This window comes from Microbispora rosea, from assembly GCF_900156315.1.
GTDB classification, from domain to species: Bacteria; Actinomycetota; Actinomycetes; order Streptosporangiales; family Streptosporangiaceae; genus Microbispora; species Microbispora rosea.
In genome coordinates this window covers 94,085-110,013 of the sequence record NZ_FTNI01000015.1, presented here as the reverse complement: position 1 = coordinate 110,013, position 15,929 = coordinate 94,085, and the positions used below count along the sequence as shown (strand labels likewise).

General features: G+C 71.4%; 17 protein-coding genes. 9 read left to right on the top strand and 8 right to left on the bottom strand.

Annotation, left to right across the window (positions count from 1 at the left end; genetic code table 11):
• Positions 1-47 precede the first annotated feature (47 nt).
• Both BXA11_RS21505 and BXA11_RS21500 read right to left on the bottom strand, forming a co-directional pair.
• Complete coding sequence (locus tag BXA11_RS21505) at positions 48-431, bottom strand: STAS domain-containing protein (RefSeq protein WP_076437185.1); 384 nt, start codon at positions 429-431, stop codon at positions 48-50.
• Positions 431-1,984 (bottom strand): PP2C family protein-serine/threonine phosphatase, encoded by a 1,554-nt coding sequence (locus BXA11_RS21500; RefSeq protein ID WP_159454820.1) that lies wholly within the window; start codon positions 1,982-1,984, stop codon positions 431-433. Before BXA11_RS21500 ends, BXA11_RS21505 begins: the two co-directional genes overlap by 1 nt.
• Before the next feature lie 390 nt (positions 1,985-2,374).
• Between BXA11_RS21500 and BXA11_RS21495 the strand changes: the two genes are divergently transcribed.
• Both BXA11_RS21495 and BXA11_RS21490 read left to right on the top strand, forming a co-directional pair.
• The gene (locus BXA11_RS21495; RefSeq protein WP_076437180.1) at positions 2,375-3,199 is read left to right on the top strand and encodes a glycerophosphodiester phosphodiesterase; all 825 of its coding nucleotides are present in this window, start codon (positions 2,375-2,377) and stop codon (positions 3,197-3,199) included.
• A gap of 205 nt (positions 3,200-3,404) precedes the next feature.
• Positions 3,405-4,664: an MFS transporter gene (locus tag BXA11_RS21490; RefSeq protein WP_076437178.1), complete on the top strand. Its 1,260-nt coding sequence runs from the start codon at positions 3,405-3,407 to the stop codon at positions 4,662-4,664.
• Between the two features lie 75 nt (positions 4,665-4,739).
• On the opposite strand, the gene BXA11_RS21485 is transcribed toward BXA11_RS21490, so the two are convergent.
• On the bottom strand, positions 4,740-5,408 hold the full coding sequence (locus BXA11_RS21485) for a class I SAM-dependent methyltransferase (RefSeq protein WP_076437175.1): 669 nt from the start codon (positions 5,406-5,408) through the stop codon (positions 4,740-4,742).
• 169 nt (positions 5,409-5,577) lie between these two features.
• Positions 5,578-6,228, bottom strand: a complete 651-nt coding sequence (locus BXA11_RS21480; protein ID WP_076437173.1) for a PadR family transcriptional regulator — start codon at positions 6,226-6,228, stop codon at positions 5,578-5,580.
• Positions 6,229-6,379: 151 nt separating this feature from the next.
• Here BXA11_RS21480 and BXA11_RS21475 point away from each other — a divergent pair, with 151 nt between their 5' ends.
• On the top strand, positions 6,380-6,958 hold the full coding sequence (locus BXA11_RS21475) for an RNA polymerase sigma factor (protein WP_239105077.1): 579 nt from the start codon (positions 6,380-6,382) through the stop codon (positions 6,956-6,958).
• A 2-nt stretch (positions 6,959-6,960) separates the two neighbouring features.
• Positions 6,961-8,013: an LCP family protein gene (locus BXA11_RS21470; protein WP_076437169.1), complete on the top strand. Its 1,053-nt coding sequence runs from the start codon at positions 6,961-6,963 to the stop codon at positions 8,011-8,013.
• 54 nt (positions 8,014-8,067) lie between these two features.
• Here BXA11_RS21470 and thrS read toward each other — a convergent pair whose 3' ends face one another.
• Positions 8,068-9,381, bottom strand: a complete 1,314-nt coding sequence (gene thrS / locus BXA11_RS21465; protein WP_275409720.1) for a threonine--tRNA ligase — start codon at positions 9,379-9,381, stop codon at positions 8,068-8,070.
• 119 nt (positions 9,382-9,500) lie between these two features.
• A complete protein-coding gene (locus BXA11_RS21460; protein ID WP_076437165.1) occupies positions 9,501-10,391 on the bottom strand; it encodes a LysR family transcriptional regulator in 891 nt (296 codons plus the stop codon).
• A 141-nt stretch (positions 10,392-10,532) separates the two neighbouring features.
• Between BXA11_RS21460 and BXA11_RS21455 the strand changes: the two genes are divergently transcribed.
• The 4 genes from BXA11_RS21455 to BXA11_RS21440 all read left to right on the top strand — a co-directional run bounded on the left by BXA11_RS21455 (position 10,533) and on the right by BXA11_RS21440 (position 12,982).
• The gene (locus BXA11_RS21455) at positions 10,533-11,063 is read left to right on the top strand and encodes a YceI family protein (RefSeq protein WP_076437163.1); all 531 of its coding nucleotides are present in this window, start codon (positions 10,533-10,535) and stop codon (positions 11,061-11,063) included.
• Positions 11,064-11,176: 113 nt separating this feature from the next.
• Positions 11,177-11,911 carry a CPBP family intramembrane glutamic endopeptidase gene (locus tag BXA11_RS21450; protein WP_076437160.1) on the top strand — a complete coding sequence of 245 codons (735 nt, stop codon included), beginning with the start codon at positions 11,177-11,179 and terminating at the stop codon, positions 11,909-11,911.
• Between the two features lie 31 nt (positions 11,912-11,942).
• Entirely contained in the window at positions 11,943-12,278 is a 336-nt protein-coding gene (locus BXA11_RS21445; protein WP_030512118.1) for a PadR family transcriptional regulator, read from the top strand.
• The gene (locus BXA11_RS21440) at positions 12,278-12,982 is read left to right on the top strand and encodes a hypothetical protein (RefSeq protein WP_076437158.1); all 705 of its coding nucleotides are present in this window, start codon (positions 12,278-12,280) and stop codon (positions 12,980-12,982) included. Before BXA11_RS21445 ends, BXA11_RS21440 begins: the two co-directional genes overlap by 1 nt.
• A gap of 30 nt (positions 12,983-13,012) precedes the next feature.
• On the opposite strand, the gene BXA11_RS21435 is transcribed toward BXA11_RS21440, so the two are convergent.
• Both BXA11_RS21435 and BXA11_RS21430 read right to left on the bottom strand, forming a co-directional pair.
• Positions 13,013-14,131, bottom strand: coding sequence for a serine hydrolase domain-containing protein (locus BXA11_RS21435; protein WP_076437155.1), 1,119 nt, complete (start codon positions 14,129-14,131; stop codon positions 13,013-13,015).
• Between the two features lie 61 nt (positions 14,132-14,192).
• Positions 14,193-14,864: a DUF4097 family beta strand repeat-containing protein gene (locus tag BXA11_RS21430; RefSeq protein WP_076437152.1), complete on the bottom strand. Its 672-nt coding sequence runs from the start codon at positions 14,862-14,864 to the stop codon at positions 14,193-14,195.
• Positions 14,865-15,087: 223 nt separating this feature from the next.
• Between BXA11_RS21430 and BXA11_RS21425 the strand changes: the two genes are divergently transcribed.
• Positions 15,088-15,822 carry a helix-turn-helix domain-containing protein gene (locus BXA11_RS21425; RefSeq protein ID WP_076437150.1) on the top strand — a complete coding sequence of 245 codons (735 nt, stop codon included), beginning with the start codon at positions 15,088-15,090 and terminating at the stop codon, positions 15,820-15,822.
• The last annotated feature ends 107 nt before the right edge of the window (positions 15,823-15,929 follow it).

Sequence of the window (15,929 nt, the reverse complement as noted above, 5' to 3'; positions counted from 1 at the left end):
ACGGCCCCGCGGGCTGTTCGGCCCCGCGGGCTATTCGGCGTCGCGGGCTATTCGGCGTCGCGGGACGGCGCGGCGGCGAGGGCGTCCGCGACGGTGGGGAAGATCGGGACGTGGGACGCCAGCCCGGTGATCCACAACGCGCGGGCGGCGCCCCGCTCGACCGCGACGAGGCCCAGCCAGCCTCCCTCTTCGAGCGCCCGCTTCCAGCGGGTGACCAGCAGCCCCGTCGCCCTGGAGTCGAGGAAGTCGAGCTCGAGCAGGTTCACCACGAGGTACGGACCGAACTGGGCGAATGCCTTGTCGAAGAATTCGGTGGCCTGTTCGTGTGTGGTGAAGTCGAGCGTCCCCCGCACCGTCAGCACTCCGATGCTTCCGCTGCTCTCGGCGGCGAACGTGGCCTCGGCTGTCGAGAGGTGGGGAAGATCGGACATCAGAACACTTCCAAGGAGTTCGGCAGAATGCGCGCGACCAGGATGCAGGTGTCGTCGCCGGTGTTGCTCGGGGCCAGGGCCTCCATGACCGCCGCCACACGATCCTGCGGCGGCACCTTCGGCACGGTCCCGGCGATCGCCGCGCTGAGGATGTCGAGGCCTTCGAACAGGTCCCGGCCCGGGCGTTCGATGAGGCCGTCGGTGAACATGAGGAGCAGGTCGTCCGGCTCCAGCTGCATCTCGGCGCAGCTGTAGCTCACGTCCTCGAAGACGCCGAGCAGCACGCCGGGGTGCAGCAGCCGGTGCACCCTGCTCCCTCTGACGAGCAGCATGGGCGGGTGACCCGCGTGGGTCCACCTCAGCGTACGGTCCTTCATGCGGTAGTGGGCCACGACGGACGTCGCCAGCACGTCGGGCCGCATCCGCCGCAGCAGCCGGTTCAGCGCCACGAGGATCTGCGCCGGATCGTGATCGGCGAAGGCCAGCCCCGTGATCGCGTGCCGCAGCTTGGCCATGGCGGAGGCGGCGGCCAGGCCGTGCCCGGCGACGTCGCCCACGGCCAGCAGCGCCTCCCCGTGGTCGAGGTGGATGGCCTGATACCAGTCACCGCCCAGCGGCGCCGTCTCGGCGGGAAAGTAGCGCACGCCGAGCTGCAGCCCGGGCACCGAGTCCTGCATCGGCAGGATGATGCTCTGCAGTCGCGCGGTGAGCTGCGACTCCTCCTCCAGTCGCTGGGTGACCTCGGCGAGCTCGTCGGCGGTCCTGCGCCAGTCGGTCACGTCCTGCACGACGCCGTGGATCTCGACGGGTCTTCCCTCCACGTCCCGGGTGACCTCGGCCGTCGCCCTGATGTGCCGGTACTCGTCACCGACACGGATGCGGATGTCGAACTCGTGCGGCCCGCCGCTGCCGCCCAGCGTCATCAGCGCGTGCTCGACGATCGGGACGTCGTCGGGGTGGGCGATCTCGCGGTAGTGCTCCAGCGCGAACGGTCCTTCGGCCGGGTCACGTCCGTGGATGACGTAAAGCTGGTCGGACCACTCGGCCTCGCCCGTGATCAGGTTCCAGTGTCCCCAGCCGAGGTGTCCCAGGCGCTCGGTGTGGAGTAGCCGGGCCGACAGGCGCTCCTCCCTGTCGTGGCGGACCCAGGAGACGAGAAGGCCGCCCTGCAGGGGGGCGAGGCGGACGCCGTAGGTGGACAGAGCGGGCACGCCGCCCCCGTCCTCCCGGTGCACGTAGGGGTCGACATCCTCGGGTTCCCCGGTCTCCATCACACGGAGGTAGGCGTCCCACAGAGGGGAGCCGGCGACGCCCGGATACGCCTCGATCGTGCGCAGGCCGACGAGCTCCTTGCCGGCCCTGTCGCGGATGTCCCTGGCCTCGGGACTGGCCGCGCACACCTCGAAGTCGCGGATCGCACCGGCCTGATCGTGGATGGGCAGCAACCAGACGCCCTGGTTCGCGATCGCATCGAGCACGGCTTGCACCAGCCCGGCCACGGCTTCGGGGGACCCTTCGAGAGGGTGGCCGCTCACAGGACTGAGCCGCGTCATGCGATCACCTCCGCCCATGGGCCACCTTCCCCGAGGTATCCACAAGAGCGGACTGTCCGGAGGATCGCTCTTGCCTTCCCGATGAGGTTACCTTCCGCGCGTTGGGATAGGCACCGGATGCCCCGTGGCCTCCCGCGAGGTTCCGTCCGTCCCTGGCCACACTCCCCTTCGGCTCCCGGGATCGTTTGCCCACTTTTTACCTGCTCGGGCGTACTCGGGACTCCAGGCCGCCCAGCTCGCCTGCACCGCTCCCCGTAGTCGTCAAGAAAGGGTCCGCCCGCGCGGCGCGCGCCGCCCATTCCCCCGGCGGCGCGCACAATGGCTGGTCGGCCGCACGGCGGGCAGGGAGCGAGCAGGGGGCGGGCACGGAGCGAGCAGGGAGGACGAGCGATGACCAGGGCAGCGGTGAGAGCCGCGCTGGCCCTCGTGGTCGCGGCGGCCGCCGCTTCCGCACCCACGCCCGCACCCACGCCCGCATCCGCGCACGCGGCGGAGCCGCCGCCGTGTCCGCTGGTGATCGGCCACGGCGGCTACCCGAAGAGCGCCGGCGCCAAGGCCAAGGACGTGATCCGCCAGCCCAACGTGCTGCGGGCGGTCGACGACCAGGCTTCGTGGGGCGCCGACGGCGTCGAGGCCGACGTCCAGCTCACCCGGGAGGGCACCAAGGCCGTCATGTGGCACAACAGGACGACCAACGGGCTGACCGGGCCCCGGCAGGAGATCCGCGCGATCGGGTGGGCCGACGGGCCCGGCGACCTGCGCGACCGCCGCGTCGCCCGCGGGCCGTACGCGGGTGAGCGCGTGCCGACCCTGCGGGAGTGGCTCGACCACGTCGGCGCCCTGGGGCTGCTCGCGCTGCTGGAGATCAAGAAGGCCGCCGCGCCCGTCCTCGCCGATCCCGCGTACGGCGCGGCGGCCTGGCGGGAGATCATCGATCCCATCGTCGAGCGGCAGGACGCGCAGCCGATCCTCGTCTACTCCCGCGACAAGTGGATCAAGGCGGAGCTCGCCGACCGGCTGCCGGAACACCTGCGAGGTTCGGCGGCGAAGTGGACCGACGGCGTCACGTGGGACGAGCCGCCGCCGCCCTGGCAGCTCAACGAACCGCAGTGGCAGGCCGTGCTCGACCAGGCTCCCAACAGCGTGATGACCAGCCACACCGCGGACTACCGCGCCTGGCTCGGCGGCAGATGCCTCCGCTATTCCGGCGCCTGACCGGAGCCGGCGGCTCCGGACGCGCTGGTCGCGGACGCACACGGCGGTCTCCGCCCGTCTCCCGGCCGGTCCCGGGATCCGGCCGATGCCCCGCACCCGCCATAAATGAGGTGACGGACACGGGCGGGGAGGGGACGATGATGTGTCGCCCTCCTTCTTCTCTGTTCCGCGTCTTCTCTGTTCCGCGTCCTCCGGAGTTGTTCTCATGCCTGGCCTCCGCCGTGATCTCGGCCTGCTCAGGGATCGGCGGTTCGCCCTGCTGCTGGCGGCCCGGACGATCTCCGTACTCGGCACCGCCTTCGCGCCGGTGGCCCTCGCCTTCGGCGTGCTCGGCCTCCCGGGCGCGACCGCCACGACGCTGTCCGCCGTGCTCACCGCCGAGGCGCTGCCGATGGTGCTGTTCATGCTCGTCGGCGGGGTGATCGCCGACCGGCTGCCGCGCCACCGCGTCATGATGGTGGGGGAGTCGCTCAACGCGGCGGCGTACTTCTGCCTGGCCGCGATGATGCTCACCGGCTGGACGCCGCTGCCCGCCCTCGTGACCGCGAGCGCGGTGAGCGGCATCGCCTCCGCGGTCCTGTTCCCCGCCCTCACCGGAATCATCCCGGACGTGGTGCCCGCCGACCGGTTGCAGACCGCGAACGCGCTGCTGGGACTGGGACAGAACATCGCCCGCGTCACCGGCCTCGTGCTGAGCGGCGCGGCCGTGGTCCTGCTGGGGGGCGGGTGGGCGCTGACGGCCAGCGGCGCGATGTTCGCCGTGGCCGCCGTGCTGATCGCGCTGCTGCGCCTCACTCCCGCCGAGCGCGCGGCCGGCGGCGGGCACTCGGTGCTGGCCGAGCTGCGGGACGGCTGGCGCGAGTTCGTGTCGCGGCAGTGGCTGTGGGTGGTCGTCGCCCAGTTCTCGGTCCTGGTCATGGCACTGCAGGCCGCTCACGGCGTGCTCGGGCCGCTGGTCGCCAAGCAGTCGCTGGGCGGGGCACCCGCCTGGTCGGCCGTCCTCGCGGGCGAGGCCGTCGGCATGATCGTGGGGGTGGTCGTCACGCTGCGCCTGCGGCCCCGGCGGCCCATCCTGTTCGCCACGCTCCTCACGCTGCCCACCGCCGCGCCGTACGTGCTGCTCGGCCTGAGCGCACCGCTGTGGACCGTCGTGGGCGGGGCGTTCGTGATGGGGGTGTGCTTCGACATCTTCGGCGTGCTGTGGCAGACCACCATGCAGCGCGAGATCCCGGCCGAGTCGCTGTCACGCGTGAGCTCCTACGACGCGCTCGGGTCCCTGATGTTCGGGCCGCTCGGCCTGCTGCTGGCCGGGCCGGTGGCCATCGGGGTGGGGCCGCGGCCGGCGCTGGTCGCCTGCGGGGCGGTCATCATCCTGGTCACGCTGGCCGCGCTGCTCGCCCCCGGCGTGCGCGGGCTGCGGGTCGCCGACGACGAGCCCGCGGGCGTGCCGGCCGCGACGCGCTGACGGCCGGTCGCACTGACCGCCACCCGCCGGCCGAGGCGCGGCGCCTGGACGCCGCGGCCCCGGACCCGCGGACGCCTACCGGGCCCGCTTGGTCAGCCGCACCTCGATGCTGATCCCCTCCGTACGGATCTCACAGGTTCCGAACGCGCTCTCGGCGGCGAGGCGGGCGAACACGTACCGGGAGTAGGCGCGGCGGCGCAGCGCCAGCAGCGGCACCTTGGTCATCAGGGAGTTCAGCGGGGTGAGCCCCATCCCTGCGACCTCCTTGTCGATGGCGGTCCTGGACGCCTCCCGGCTCATGTCGTTGATGATCGCCGTGCCGCCGTGCCGCAGCACCCGGTGCATCTCGTCCAGCACGCGGACGGGCCGTCCGAAGTTCTTGAACGCGGCCTGACAGACGATCAGGTCGAACGAGCCGCCGGGATAGGGGAGGTCGGCGGCGTCGCCCTGCCGCACGTCGACGCGCACCCCCGCCCGGGCGGCGTTCTCCGCGGTGATCTCCACGAACGTACGGCTGAGATCGATCGCGCTCATCGCACAGCCCAGCCGGGCCATCTCGACGGCCAGATAACCGGGCCCCGGGGCCACCTCCAGGACGGCCGCTCCTGCGGGCAGGCCGGCGGTGACCTGCGCCGCGTACCGCCGTACGGCGGCGATCTGGGGCGCCGAGGCGCGCTGCCGCGCGTACCACCGGGCCATCGCGCCCTCCATGCCGGGCGCCTGCTTCTGCGAGATCTTCTCCATGGTCTCCTCCGGTTCCGGATCATGCGTGTCCGAACCGGCCCGTGGAGGAAGCCCGGCTATCCTTGCGGTTGCCACCTTCCGACCGGATTCCGCCCGCGGGTCTCGGTTCGAGGGTCACGGACTCCGGCCGGGTGTTCCCGCACCTCGGCCGGGGTCCGTCCTGACGAGTTCAGTCCGTTGTGAGGCCCCTTTCCGCGAGTTCGGCCACCTCGGGCGGCATCTGCCCGGACTCGTGCCAGGCCCGCCACATCGGCAGGCCGGGGAACGAGCCGGTGGTCAGCTCCTCCGCGAAGGCGCGCACCCAGGACGCCTCGGCCTCACGGACGGCAAGGTCATACTCCGCCTCGATGAGGAACAGCCGAGGCACTCCCTCCCGGCATGACACGTCGAGCATCTCCCGCTGCGCGGCGATGTCCTCCTCCAGCAGGGCCAGCCGCCGCAGCAGCAGTCCGGCCAGCTCCTCCGGCGGAAGCACCCCGCTCACGGAAAGACCCGCCTGGAAGCCTGACTGCTCGCGTTCCGGGGTCGCGACCAGGTCGCGCACCCAGTCGGCCAGTTCCGCCCGCCCGGCGTCCGTGATGTGGTAGATCGTGCGCTCGGGGTGCGCCCCCTCCCGTGCGATCCCCTCCACGGCGATGAATCCGTGTTTCTCCAGGTTCCGGACGACGGTGTAGAACGAGCCCCACTTGACGCTCATGTCGCGGTCCTTGCCGCGGTCGCGGATCAGCCTGGCCATCTCATACGGGTGCATCGGCCGCTCGATGACGGTCGCGAGCACGGCCAGGCCCAGAAGGTTGCTCACCTTCCGCCGTCCGGCCATGATCTCACTCCATCCTGATACTCGTAAGCGACTATACGTCGACGAGTAGTGTCTGGTCCATACACCGTGAACCCGAAGCGCGGCGAGTGGCGAGACATGGCTGTCAGTTCCCATCGAAGGGTTAGGCCGGCTCGATGCCATGGTGTCGTTGATGATCCCCCTTGCCACCCCACGCCTGGACTCGGACCTGATCGCCGAGTCCAGGGCGCGGCCCGAGGCGTTCGCGGCGCTGTTCGACCGCTACGCGTCGATGCTCTACCGCTACGCGTCCCGCCGCCTCGGTCCTGAGGTCGCCGAGGACCTGGTGGGCGAGACGTTCCTGGTCGCGTTCCGGCGCCGGGACCTCTACGACCTGACCCGCCCCGACGCCCGTCCCTGGCTGTTCGGCATCGTCAGCAAGCTCGTCTCCCGGCACCACCGCGACGAGGCCGCCCGCTATCGGGCGCTCACCCGCAGCCCGCTGGACGACGTCGCGGAGTCCCCGGCCGAGCGCGTCGAGGACGGCGTGAGCGCGTCGACCGTCCGCCCGCTGCTGGCCGCCGCGCTGGCGCGCCTGTCGAAGGGCGACCGCGACGTCCTGCTGCTCATCGCGTGGGCCGACCTGTCGTACGACGAGGTGGCGCAGGCCCTCGGCATCCCCGTGGGCACCGTGCGCTCGCGTCTGAACCGAGCCCGTCGCAAGGTGCGCGAGTCGCTCGGCCACACCAATCCGCTGCGGGACGAGGAGTAGCCATGGACGACCTCACGATGCTCCGCGACCTCGGCCGCGACCTCGAACATGAGCCCCCGGCCGGCCTCGCGCGCCAGCGGAGGCGCCTGCTCGACGAGGTGGCGGGCGGACGCCGCCGGCGCCTGACGTGGTTCACCGGTGGACGCCCGGCGGGCTGGATCGCGCTGGCGGCGGTCGCCGTGGTCACCGCCGCGCTGGTCGTGGTGCCGACCGTGCTGCTGCGCGAGAGCACCGGCTTGCACCTCCTGACGCCGCCCATCGGGGACCGCCTGCCCAAGCAGGGCCAGGCCCTGACCGTGCTGCTCCTCGGCTCCGACCGGCGCCCATCCTGGGACGACCCAGGGTCGAGTGAGCGGAGCGATCTCATGATCCTCCTGCGGCTGTCCGCCGACCGGAAGCAGGCGACGGCCGTCAGCCTGCCCCGCGACTCCATGGTCCAGATCCCGCAGTGCCGGTCGGCCGACGGCCGGACCGTCACCGCGCATACGGACATGATCAACCAGGCATACGCGATCGGCGGCCTGGCCTGCGCGCGGAAGACGGTCGAGTCCGCCACGGGCGTGCGCGTCGACCACGCCGTGGCCATCCGCTACGACGGGCTGGCGAAGCTGGTCGACGCGCTCGGCGGCGTCGCGGTCACCCTCCCCCGCGCCGTGGACGACCCCAAGTCGAAGCTCAGGCTGCCGGCCGGCCGCTCGGTGATCGACGGCGAGACCGCCGTGGCGTACGCGCGCCTGCGCTACGTGGGCGACGGCTCCGACATCGCCCGCATCAAGCGGAACGTGGCCCTGATGCAGGCGATGCTGAAGAAGGTCTCGCGTACCGACAACCTCGCCGCCCTGGCCGCCCTCGTCCGCGTGGCCGCGACGTCGGTCACCACGGATCCGGCGCTGGACCTGGACGCCCTGGTCATGCTGGCGGCGGACGTGCAACGGGCCGGCACCCGGGTCACGGCCCTGACCGTGCCGTGGCGGCCCTACGAGAAGGATCCGAACCGGATCGAGTGGAAGCAGCCCGAGGCCGCACGCCTGTTCGCCCGGCTCACCGGCGGCTGAGGCCGCCGGCGGTGACCCCTCGGCGCCGGTGCCGTCAGCGTCGTCGGCGCGCGGTCAGGCCCGCTGGACGGCCGGCTCCCACAGGGCGGCGGCACGGGCCGCGACGAGACCGCCGATGCGATCCAGCGCCTCGGCGGCGGGCATCGCGTCCAGGGCGCGGCCGTCGCGCAGGCGCAGCGCGACCTCGTCGCCTGCGGCCTCCTTCGCGCCGATCACCGCCTGGTAGGGCGCCAGCCGCGCCGCCCGGACGCGGGCGCCCAGGCTGCCGTGCTCGGGCCTGGAGACCTCCGCCCGCAGGCCCAGCTCGGCGCAGCGCCGTACGAGCGCCTCGGCCCGCGGCAGTTCGGCCTCGGTCACCGGCAGGACCACCACCTGGGTGGGGGCGAGCCACGCGGGGAAGGCGCCGCCGTACACCTCGATGAGGTGCGCCACGGCCCGCTCGACGCTGCCGATGATGCTGCGGTGGACCATGACCGGCCGGTGCCTGCCGCCGTCCGGGCCGATGTAGTGCAGATCGAACTGCTCGGGCTGGTGGAAGTCGACCTGCACGGTGGACAGGGTGGCCTCCCGCCCGGCGCCGTCGGCGATCTGCACGTCGATCTTCGGGCCGTAGAACGCCGCCTCGCCCTCCACCGCCTCGTAGGCCAGGCCGGAGCGGTCGAGGACGTCGGTCAGCATGGCGGTCGCCCGCCGCCACATCTCGGGGGCGGCGACGTACTTGCCGCCGGCCCCGGGCAGGGAGAGCCGGTAGCGGACGGGGCGGATGCCGAGCGCGGCGTACGCGCGCCTGATCATCTCCAGGGCCCCGGCCGCCTCGGCGGCGACCTGGTCGAGGGTGCAGAAGATGTGCGCGTCGTTGAGCTGGATCGCCCGTACGCGGGTGAGCCCGCCGAGCACGCCCGACAGCTCGGAGCGGTACATGCCGCCCAGCTCGGCGACGCGCAGCGGCAGCTCACGATAGCTGTGCGAGCGCGAACGGTAGATCAGCGCGTGGTGGGGGCACAGGCTCGGCCGCAGCACGACCTGCTCTCCCCCGAGGTCCATGGGCGGGAACATGTCGTCGCTGTAGTGCGACCAGTGCCCGGAGATCTCGTACAGCTCCCGTTTGCCGAGCACGGGGGAGTACACGTGCCGGTAGCCCTCCCGCCGCTCGGCGTCGCGGATGTACTCCTCCAGGGTGTGCCGGATCACGGCTCCGTCGGGCAGCCAGTAGGGCAGCCCGGAGCCGATCAGCGGGTCGGTGTCGAACAGGCCGAGCTCGCGGCCCAGCTTGCGGTGGTCGTGCATCGCGGTCTCCTCGCGTCTGGTTTCGAGCGGGGCGAGCGACCGGACGACGAAGCCCCGGGGCGCTCGCCCCGGGGCTTCGATGAAAGTACGTGTCAGCGCGCCGGGACGGTCTCCGGCGTCGTCGTCAGGCAGGCGCGCATCATGCCGCGAACGCTAGCACAGCCGTTGATCGTCTCCGAACCCCTTTCTCACCCGCGCCCTCACAGCGAGATGGGGCCGAGGTCGGCGGCGGTCTCCGCCAGCACGCGGATCGCGGGGCTGTCGGCGGTGGAGCGCCACGTCAGGGCCCAGTGAAGGGTGGGGGCGTCATGGATGGGCAGGAACACGACTCCGGGCGGTCTGTTGTAGCGGGCGGCGATCTCGCCCAGCGGGTGGACGCAATGTCCGGCGGCCACCAGGGACAGGATCTCGTGGAAGGTCCGCGCCGCGGGCCCGCGCGGGATACGGCGGCCGAGCGGTGTACGCGTGGGGACCATGGACTCGACCCAATACTCGGGGGCGCCGGGGCCGAGGTCGACGACGTGGTTGTCGGCGAGGTCCTCCAGGGACGCGGTGCCGCGCTCGGCGAGCGGATGGTCCGCCGACACGGCCAGCACGCGGCCCCCGGTGAGCACGGTCGGGCCGACCGTGAGGTCCGGTTCTGCGATGGGCAACCACAGCACGTTCATGTCGTGCTCTCCGGTGCGCAGGGCGGTGAACGGGTCGCTGCCGTAGATCTCGCCGAACTGGACGTCGCCGCCCGGGTAGCGGGTGCGGAACGCGTCGACGAGGGGGCGTAGTTCGTGTCCGGCATGACCGAACACGCCCAGGCGCAAGGTCTGACCGGCGCGCAGACCGGCCGCCTCGGCGCGGGCGAGTCCCGCCTTGATCAGGTCGAGGGCCTGCTGGAGGTCTTCCCGGAGGCGCCGGCCCACAGGGGTCAGGGCCACCCGCCGGCTGGTGCGATCGAACAGGGCCACGCCGAGGCGGCGTTCTTGCTTGCTGATGGCCTGGCTGACGCGGGCCTGGGACACGCGAAGCCGTTCCGCCGTGCGGCCGAAGTGCAACTCCTCCGCCAGCGTGAGGAAGATCTCGATGTCGCGCAGCTCCACTGATAACCCCGCTGTTATGGATCGCCCCGCGAATCGTACATTGTTCCGCCGCTGACCTGCCTCGATGCTGGACACACGTCATCACCGGAGAGGCGGCAGGCGAACGGTCACCGCCTTCCCCTTTTCCCAGGAGCGACCAGCGTGACAACCGCGGCTCTGACCGGCGACTACACCCTCGACATCGCCCGCACCCGGATCGGCTTCGTCGCCCGGCACACGATCGGCCCCAAGGTGCGCGGGCGGTTCGAGGAGTTCGAGGGCCGCGCTCACCTGGACGGCGACGACCCGTCCAAGTCGAACGTCGAGCTCACGATCCAGGCCGGCAGCATCCAGACCCACAACCCGCAACGCGACGAGATGCTGCGCGGCAGGTTCCTGAACCTGGCCGGCCACCCGGCCATCACCTTCGTCTCGACCGCGGCACGGCAGATCGGCGCGACCACCTTCGAACTCACCGGTGACCTGACCATCCGCGGCGTGACCAGGCCGATCACCGTGACCCTCGATCGGATCGGCGCCGAGCACGACCCGCAGGGCGGTGTCCGGCTTCGTTTCACGGGCGGCGCCACGATCAACCGCAAGGACTGGGGCGTCGCCTCGATCGCCGCCGCGGGCCTGGTCGGCAAGAAGGTGGTGCTGGAGCTCGATGTCGCCGCGATCCGGCGGATCTGACAAGGCGGGCTCGGATCATCGCGATTCGCACCCCTCCTCCAGACTAGATTGCATTCCTAACTAGCTCGCTTTATGGTCTAAATCGCCAACACGGCTAGAAAGGACGGCGATTTATGACCAGCTCCGCGAGCTTCTCGACCCCGGGCCTGCTCCTGGCGGTCGCGTTGACGGCCTATCTGGCCTTCGTCTCCCCCTGGCTGGGCAGGCGTCAGTACGACCGGCTGGCACGACGCCGGGACCACGAGCCCAGGGCGCTGGTGCGGGCGTACCGGCTGTGGATCGCCGAGGAGTGGGTCTGGGTCGCCGTCACGGCGGTGATCCTCGTGCTGTCTCCCGGGGTCCGCCTCGCGGACCTGGGCTTCACCATGCCGAGCCACTTCGGCGAGGTCGCCCCGGCGGTCGCCGGCATGTCGGGGGCGCTCGTGATCAGCATCGTGATGGCGCGCCAACTGGCGAGGTCCGGCAGGACGGTGCCCGGTCAGGCGGCTGTGCGGGAGCTGCTGCCGCGCACGACCGCCGAGCGGTGGCACGCCCTCGCGATGTCGGTGACCGCCGGCTTCTGCGAGGAGATCGTCTACCGTGGCCTGCTCATCGCGCTCGGCGTCGGAGCCCTGGGCCTGAGCACCACCGCGGCCGCCGCCCTGGCCCTGGCGGTCTTCACCGCGGGCCACCTCTACCAGGGATGGAAGAGCATGCTCGCGGTGGCTCTCGCCGGTTGCGCGCTCACCGCCCTCTACCTCGCCACCGGCAGCCTCCTGCTGCCGATCCTGATGCACGCCCTGATGGACATCCGCGGCCTCGTGTGCACGCCGCAGCCCGCCCCGAAGACGGTCGGTCACGCGGTCTAGGTAGTGGTCCTACCGTGCGAGGATGAAGCACATGGCGACCGACCGCCGCGCGAGCTGGCTCAAGGGCGTCCTCGACCTGCTGGTGCTTGCCAGCCTGACGGAGGGCGAGAACTACGGCTACGAGATCGCCAAGATGCTCGCCGGCTCTGGGCTCGGGCAGATCCGCGGCGGCACGCTCTATCCCGTGCTCAACCGCCTGGAGGAGGCGGGCCTGGTGTCCGCCGAGTTCCGGGTGACCGAGCGCGGGCCCGGCCGGCGCTACTACCGGCTGACCGAGCAGGGCCGGCAGACGCTGGCCGAGCAGGGCCGCCTGTGGCTGGCGTTCGACGAGTCCGTCCGCACGGTGCTGTCCTCGGGAGGGCTGTAGTGAGCGCCTACCTCGACGAGCTGGCCGCCCTGCTGCGCGCGGGCGGCGTGCCCGTGGTGCAGGCCGAGGCCACCGTCGCCGATCTGGCGTCGTACGTCGCCGAGACCGGCGGCGACCCGGAGGAGGAGTTCGGGCCCGTCGGCGAGTTCGCCGGGCAGTTGCTGGCGGCGCGGGCGCCCGAAACCGACGCGACGGACGCCACCGAGTGGCGGTGGACCGCCGACATCTTCACCGACCGCCAGATGCTGGCCCGGCTGGGCGACCAGGGCTGGGAGATCGACCGGGTCGACCATCTCGGCAGGTTCGTGAGCCACCGCGACCCGGAACGGCCGCAGCGGTGGGAGTATCGCAGGGAACCGTCGATCGCCGGTTCCGCGCCGGCCGCGCGGCTGGCGCCCGAGGGCTGGGAGCCGTGCGGCACCTGGATGTACTGGCGATACTTCAAGCGGCCCAGGGCCGCCAGCGTGGGACCGGCCGCGCAGCTCGACTCCCCGCCCGCGGCCCCCGGTCGCAGCGTCTTCTTCAGCCGCCGGTTCTACGTCGTGCTGGCCGTGACCCTGCTCGCCGTGATCGCGCCCGAGGTTCTGTGGGGGCGGTCGGACGGCGAAGGTCCGGGCTTCCTCGCCGGCATGGCCGTCGGAGGCTGCGTCGCGATCGCCGTCCTGGCGGTGATGTGGCTCTGGACGGCCCGGCGGCGTTCCTGAGCCCGCCGCCCGGCCCTCCACCCCGGATGCTCAGCCCGTCTGCCGGGCCGACCCGGCCTGCTCACCGCCGAACACCTCGGCGACGAGGCGCTGCGTCGCCTGCTGGAACGCCACTCCCATGGACATCGCGGCGTCGTCGACGTAGTTCAGCGCGGCGGTCAGGGTCGTGCTGCCGTCGGGCGTGCTGTACATCAGCGCCGCGTGACCCGCCATGCCGCCGTTGTGCATGATGACGGTGCCGCCGCCAGGCACCTCCTGCACGAACACCCCCAGGCCGTAGCCGGCCTTCGCCTCGGGCGTGCACATCTCGGCCAGCAGCTCGGCCGGCAGCAGCGTGCCGCCTACCAGTGCGGAGATGAACGTGTGCAGGTCGCGGGTGGTGGAGATCATGTCGCCGCCGGAGGAGATCCAGGAGGGGTTCTGCCGGGTGACGTCGACCGTCCGGGTCTGGCCGTCCTCCTCATATCGGTAGTAGGCGTGGGCGTGCGGCTCGGGGATGCCGGTCTCGCTGGTCGGCTGGATGGTGCCGGTCAGGTTGAGCGGCCCCAGGATCAGCCGCTGCATCTCCTCGGCGACCGAGCGGCCGGTGACCTTCTCGATCAGCAGCCTGGCCAGCACGTAGTTGGTGTTGGCGTAGCTCCAGTCGGTGCCCGGCTCGAAGCGCGCCGGCTTCGACAACGACAGCCGGACCAGTTCCTCCGGCTGATAGGTGTGGAACCGGTTGTCCACCCATTCCTTACCCGCGGTGGTGGCGGTGATCCCCGGGACGAACGTGCCGTCCTCGAAGTACTCGCCGGTGAAGTTGAACACTCCGCTGGTGTGCTGCAGCAGCATCCGCACCGTGATCCGCCGGTCCAGCCCGAACTCGGGCAGGTAGTCGTCCACAGCGGTGTCCAGCCCGATCTTGCCCTCAGCCACCAGTTGCAGCACCACGGTGGCGGTGAAGGTCTTGGTGTTGCTGCCGATCCGGATGTGCCCGTCGATCGGCGGCTCTTCGATGCGGCCCAGCTCGCGCAGCCCGGCGCTGCCGGTCCACTCGCCGTGCTCGTCGTGCACCCGCAGCGTCACCCCGACGAAACCGGAATCGACCATCTCCTCGATGATCTTCTGCAGCTCCGGGCGGGCGTGGCCGGTGAGAGTGACGGACATGGTGGGGCTCCTTCAGGTCGGTGATGAGGTCGCGTGAACGGATGGAGACGGAGGCCGCGGGTCAGAGGCTGCGGGCGACGATGTCGCCGTGGGCGGTGGTCGCGTGGATGTCGAGCTGGGCGGCGGCGCCTTCGGTGTTGTTGAGCGCGTTGCGGATCCGGCCGTAGGAGGTGCCGGCGTCCAGGGAGGCCGAGACTCCGGCGGCTGCGCCGACCGACACCTCGCCGGACTCGGTACGCAGCACAACCGTGCCGCGCACGGCCTCGGCGATGCGGATGTCGCCCTTGCCGGTGCTGATCTCCGCGGGACCGTTGAGCCGGCCGATGGAAATGTCACCGGCGGCGGTGGTGAGGCGAACGGTCGCGGCCTCGTCGAGCTTGATCGAGCCGTACGCGCCCTCCAAGGCGACGTCGCCGAGCCGTCCGACCGCCCGGAATCCGGCGGCGGCCGCCTTCGCCTCGACCTGAGAGCCGGCGGGCAGCCGCACCGTCACCTCGACGGATCCGGAGGGGCCGAGGATCTGGCTCTTCGTCTCCCGGGCCTCGATCCGCAGGACACCGCCGGCGTATTCGACCGTGGCCCGCTCCGCCGCCTTCACGTCGCGGCCCTTCGAGCCGTCGGCGGGCAGGACCTCGACCACGGTGTCGGCCCGCTCGGCCGCGATGAACTGGACGCGCCCGGCGGCGACGTCGAGGACGACGGAGATCGGGGCGGGGGTGTTGAACTTCTGCATCGTGCTCTCCGGTGACTCGTTGTTTCGAACACTGGAAACGCTACGTTGCATTTCTAGATTGCACAACTTTTCTCTTGCGTTTCAACACTATAACTGCAGGTCATACCGATACAATCGTTGCACTGGTTCTACATTCAACGCAACATCGCTTCAGCTGCTCGTTGCAACCGATAGAAAGTGAACGCTATGCTGCACAGGCCACAGGACCACGAAGGAGATCGCGATGCCGGGAGGCAGGCTCACCCAGCAGGACCGCCAGCAGATCGCGCTGGGACTGGCCGACGGCCTCGCCTACGCGGAGATCGCCAGAGGCCTCGACCGCCCCACTTCGACGATCACGCGTGAGGTGATGCGCAACGGCGGCCCCACCGCCTACCGCGCCGACCTGGCCCACCGCGCCACTGAACACCGCACCCACCGCCGCAGGAAGACCGCGCCCCGGAACCCCGGCGCCCCCTCCCAGGCCCACGGACGCGATGCCGAGGCGGTGCGCGAGTACGAGGAGGTGTTGGCCACGGTCTTCATGCAATCGGGCCTGCCCAAGATGACGGCACGGGTGCTGGCCGGCCTCTACACCACCGACGCCGGCAGCCTCAGCGCCTCCCAACTCGCCGGACGCCTGCAGGTCAGCCCGGCGTCCGTCTCCAAGGCGACCACGTTCCTGGAGAGCCAGGGCCTGATCCGCCGGGAACGCGACGAACGCCGCCGCGAGCGCTACGTCGTCGACGACGACGTCTTGTACCAGTCGATGATGGCCAGCGCCCGTGCCACCGCCCACCTCGGCGAGGTCGCACGACAGGGCGTCGGCGTCCTCGGCCCCGGAACCGCGGCCGCCGCCCGTCTGGAGAACATCTCCCGCTTCGTCGCCTTCGTCTCCGAGAGCATCGTCCGCGCCGCGGACCAGGCCCGCGAGATCCTCCACACGAAAGCCGGAACGACTTCGGACAGCACCACCTGAGCGATCGCGGGCGGACAGCCTGCGATCACCGCCGGCGCGTCAGCCGGCTTCGGGACACACCCCACCGTTGTCACGCCTGTCCTCGGACGTCACTCGCGGCTGATGGG

Coding starts and splice junctions, on each gene's coding strand:
- BXA11_RS21505 (WP_076437185.1), bottom strand. CDS start 431: ATGTCCGATCTTCCCCACCTCTCGACAGCCGAGGCCACGTTCGCCGCC.
- BXA11_RS21500 (WP_159454820.1), bottom strand. CDS start 1,984: ATGACGCGGCTCAGTCCTGTGAGCGGCCACCCTCTCGAAGGGTCCCCC.
- BXA11_RS21495 (WP_076437180.1), top strand. CDS start 2,375: ATGACCAGGGCAGCGGTGAGAGCCGCGCTGGCCCTCGTGGTCGCGGCG.
- BXA11_RS21490 (WP_076437178.1), top strand. CDS start 3,405: ATGCCTGGCCTCCGCCGTGATCTCGGCCTGCTCAGGGATCGGCGGTTC.
- BXA11_RS21485 (WP_076437175.1), bottom strand. CDS start 5,408: ATGGAGAAGATCTCGCAGAAGCAGGCGCCCGGCATGGAGGGCGCGATG.
- BXA11_RS21480 (WP_076437173.1), bottom strand. CDS start 6,228: ATGGCCGGACGGCGGAAGGTGAGCAACCTTCTGGGCCTGGCCGTGCTC.
- BXA11_RS21475 (WP_239105077.1), top strand. CDS start 6,380: ATGATCCCCCTTGCCACCCCACGCCTGGACTCGGACCTGATCGCCGAG.
- BXA11_RS21470 (WP_076437169.1), top strand. CDS start 6,961: ATGGACGACCTCACGATGCTCCGCGACCTCGGCCGCGACCTCGAACAT.
- BXA11_RS21450 (WP_076437160.1), top strand. CDS start 11,177: ATGACCAGCTCCGCGAGCTTCTCGACCCCGGGCCTGCTCCTGGCGGTC.
- BXA11_RS21445 (WP_030512118.1), top strand. CDS start 11,943: ATGGCGACCGACCGCCGCGCGAGCTGGCTCAAGGGCGTCCTCGACCTG.
- BXA11_RS21435 (WP_076437155.1), bottom strand. CDS start 14,131: ATGTCCGTCACTCTCACCGGCCACGCCCGCCCGGAGCTGCAGAAGATC.
- BXA11_RS21430 (WP_076437152.1), bottom strand. CDS start 14,864: ATGCAGAAGTTCAACACCCCCGCCCCGATCTCCGTCGTCCTCGACGTC.
- BXA11_RS21425 (WP_076437150.1), top strand. CDS start 15,088: ATGCCGGGAGGCAGGCTCACCCAGCAGGACCGCCAGCAGATCGCGCTG.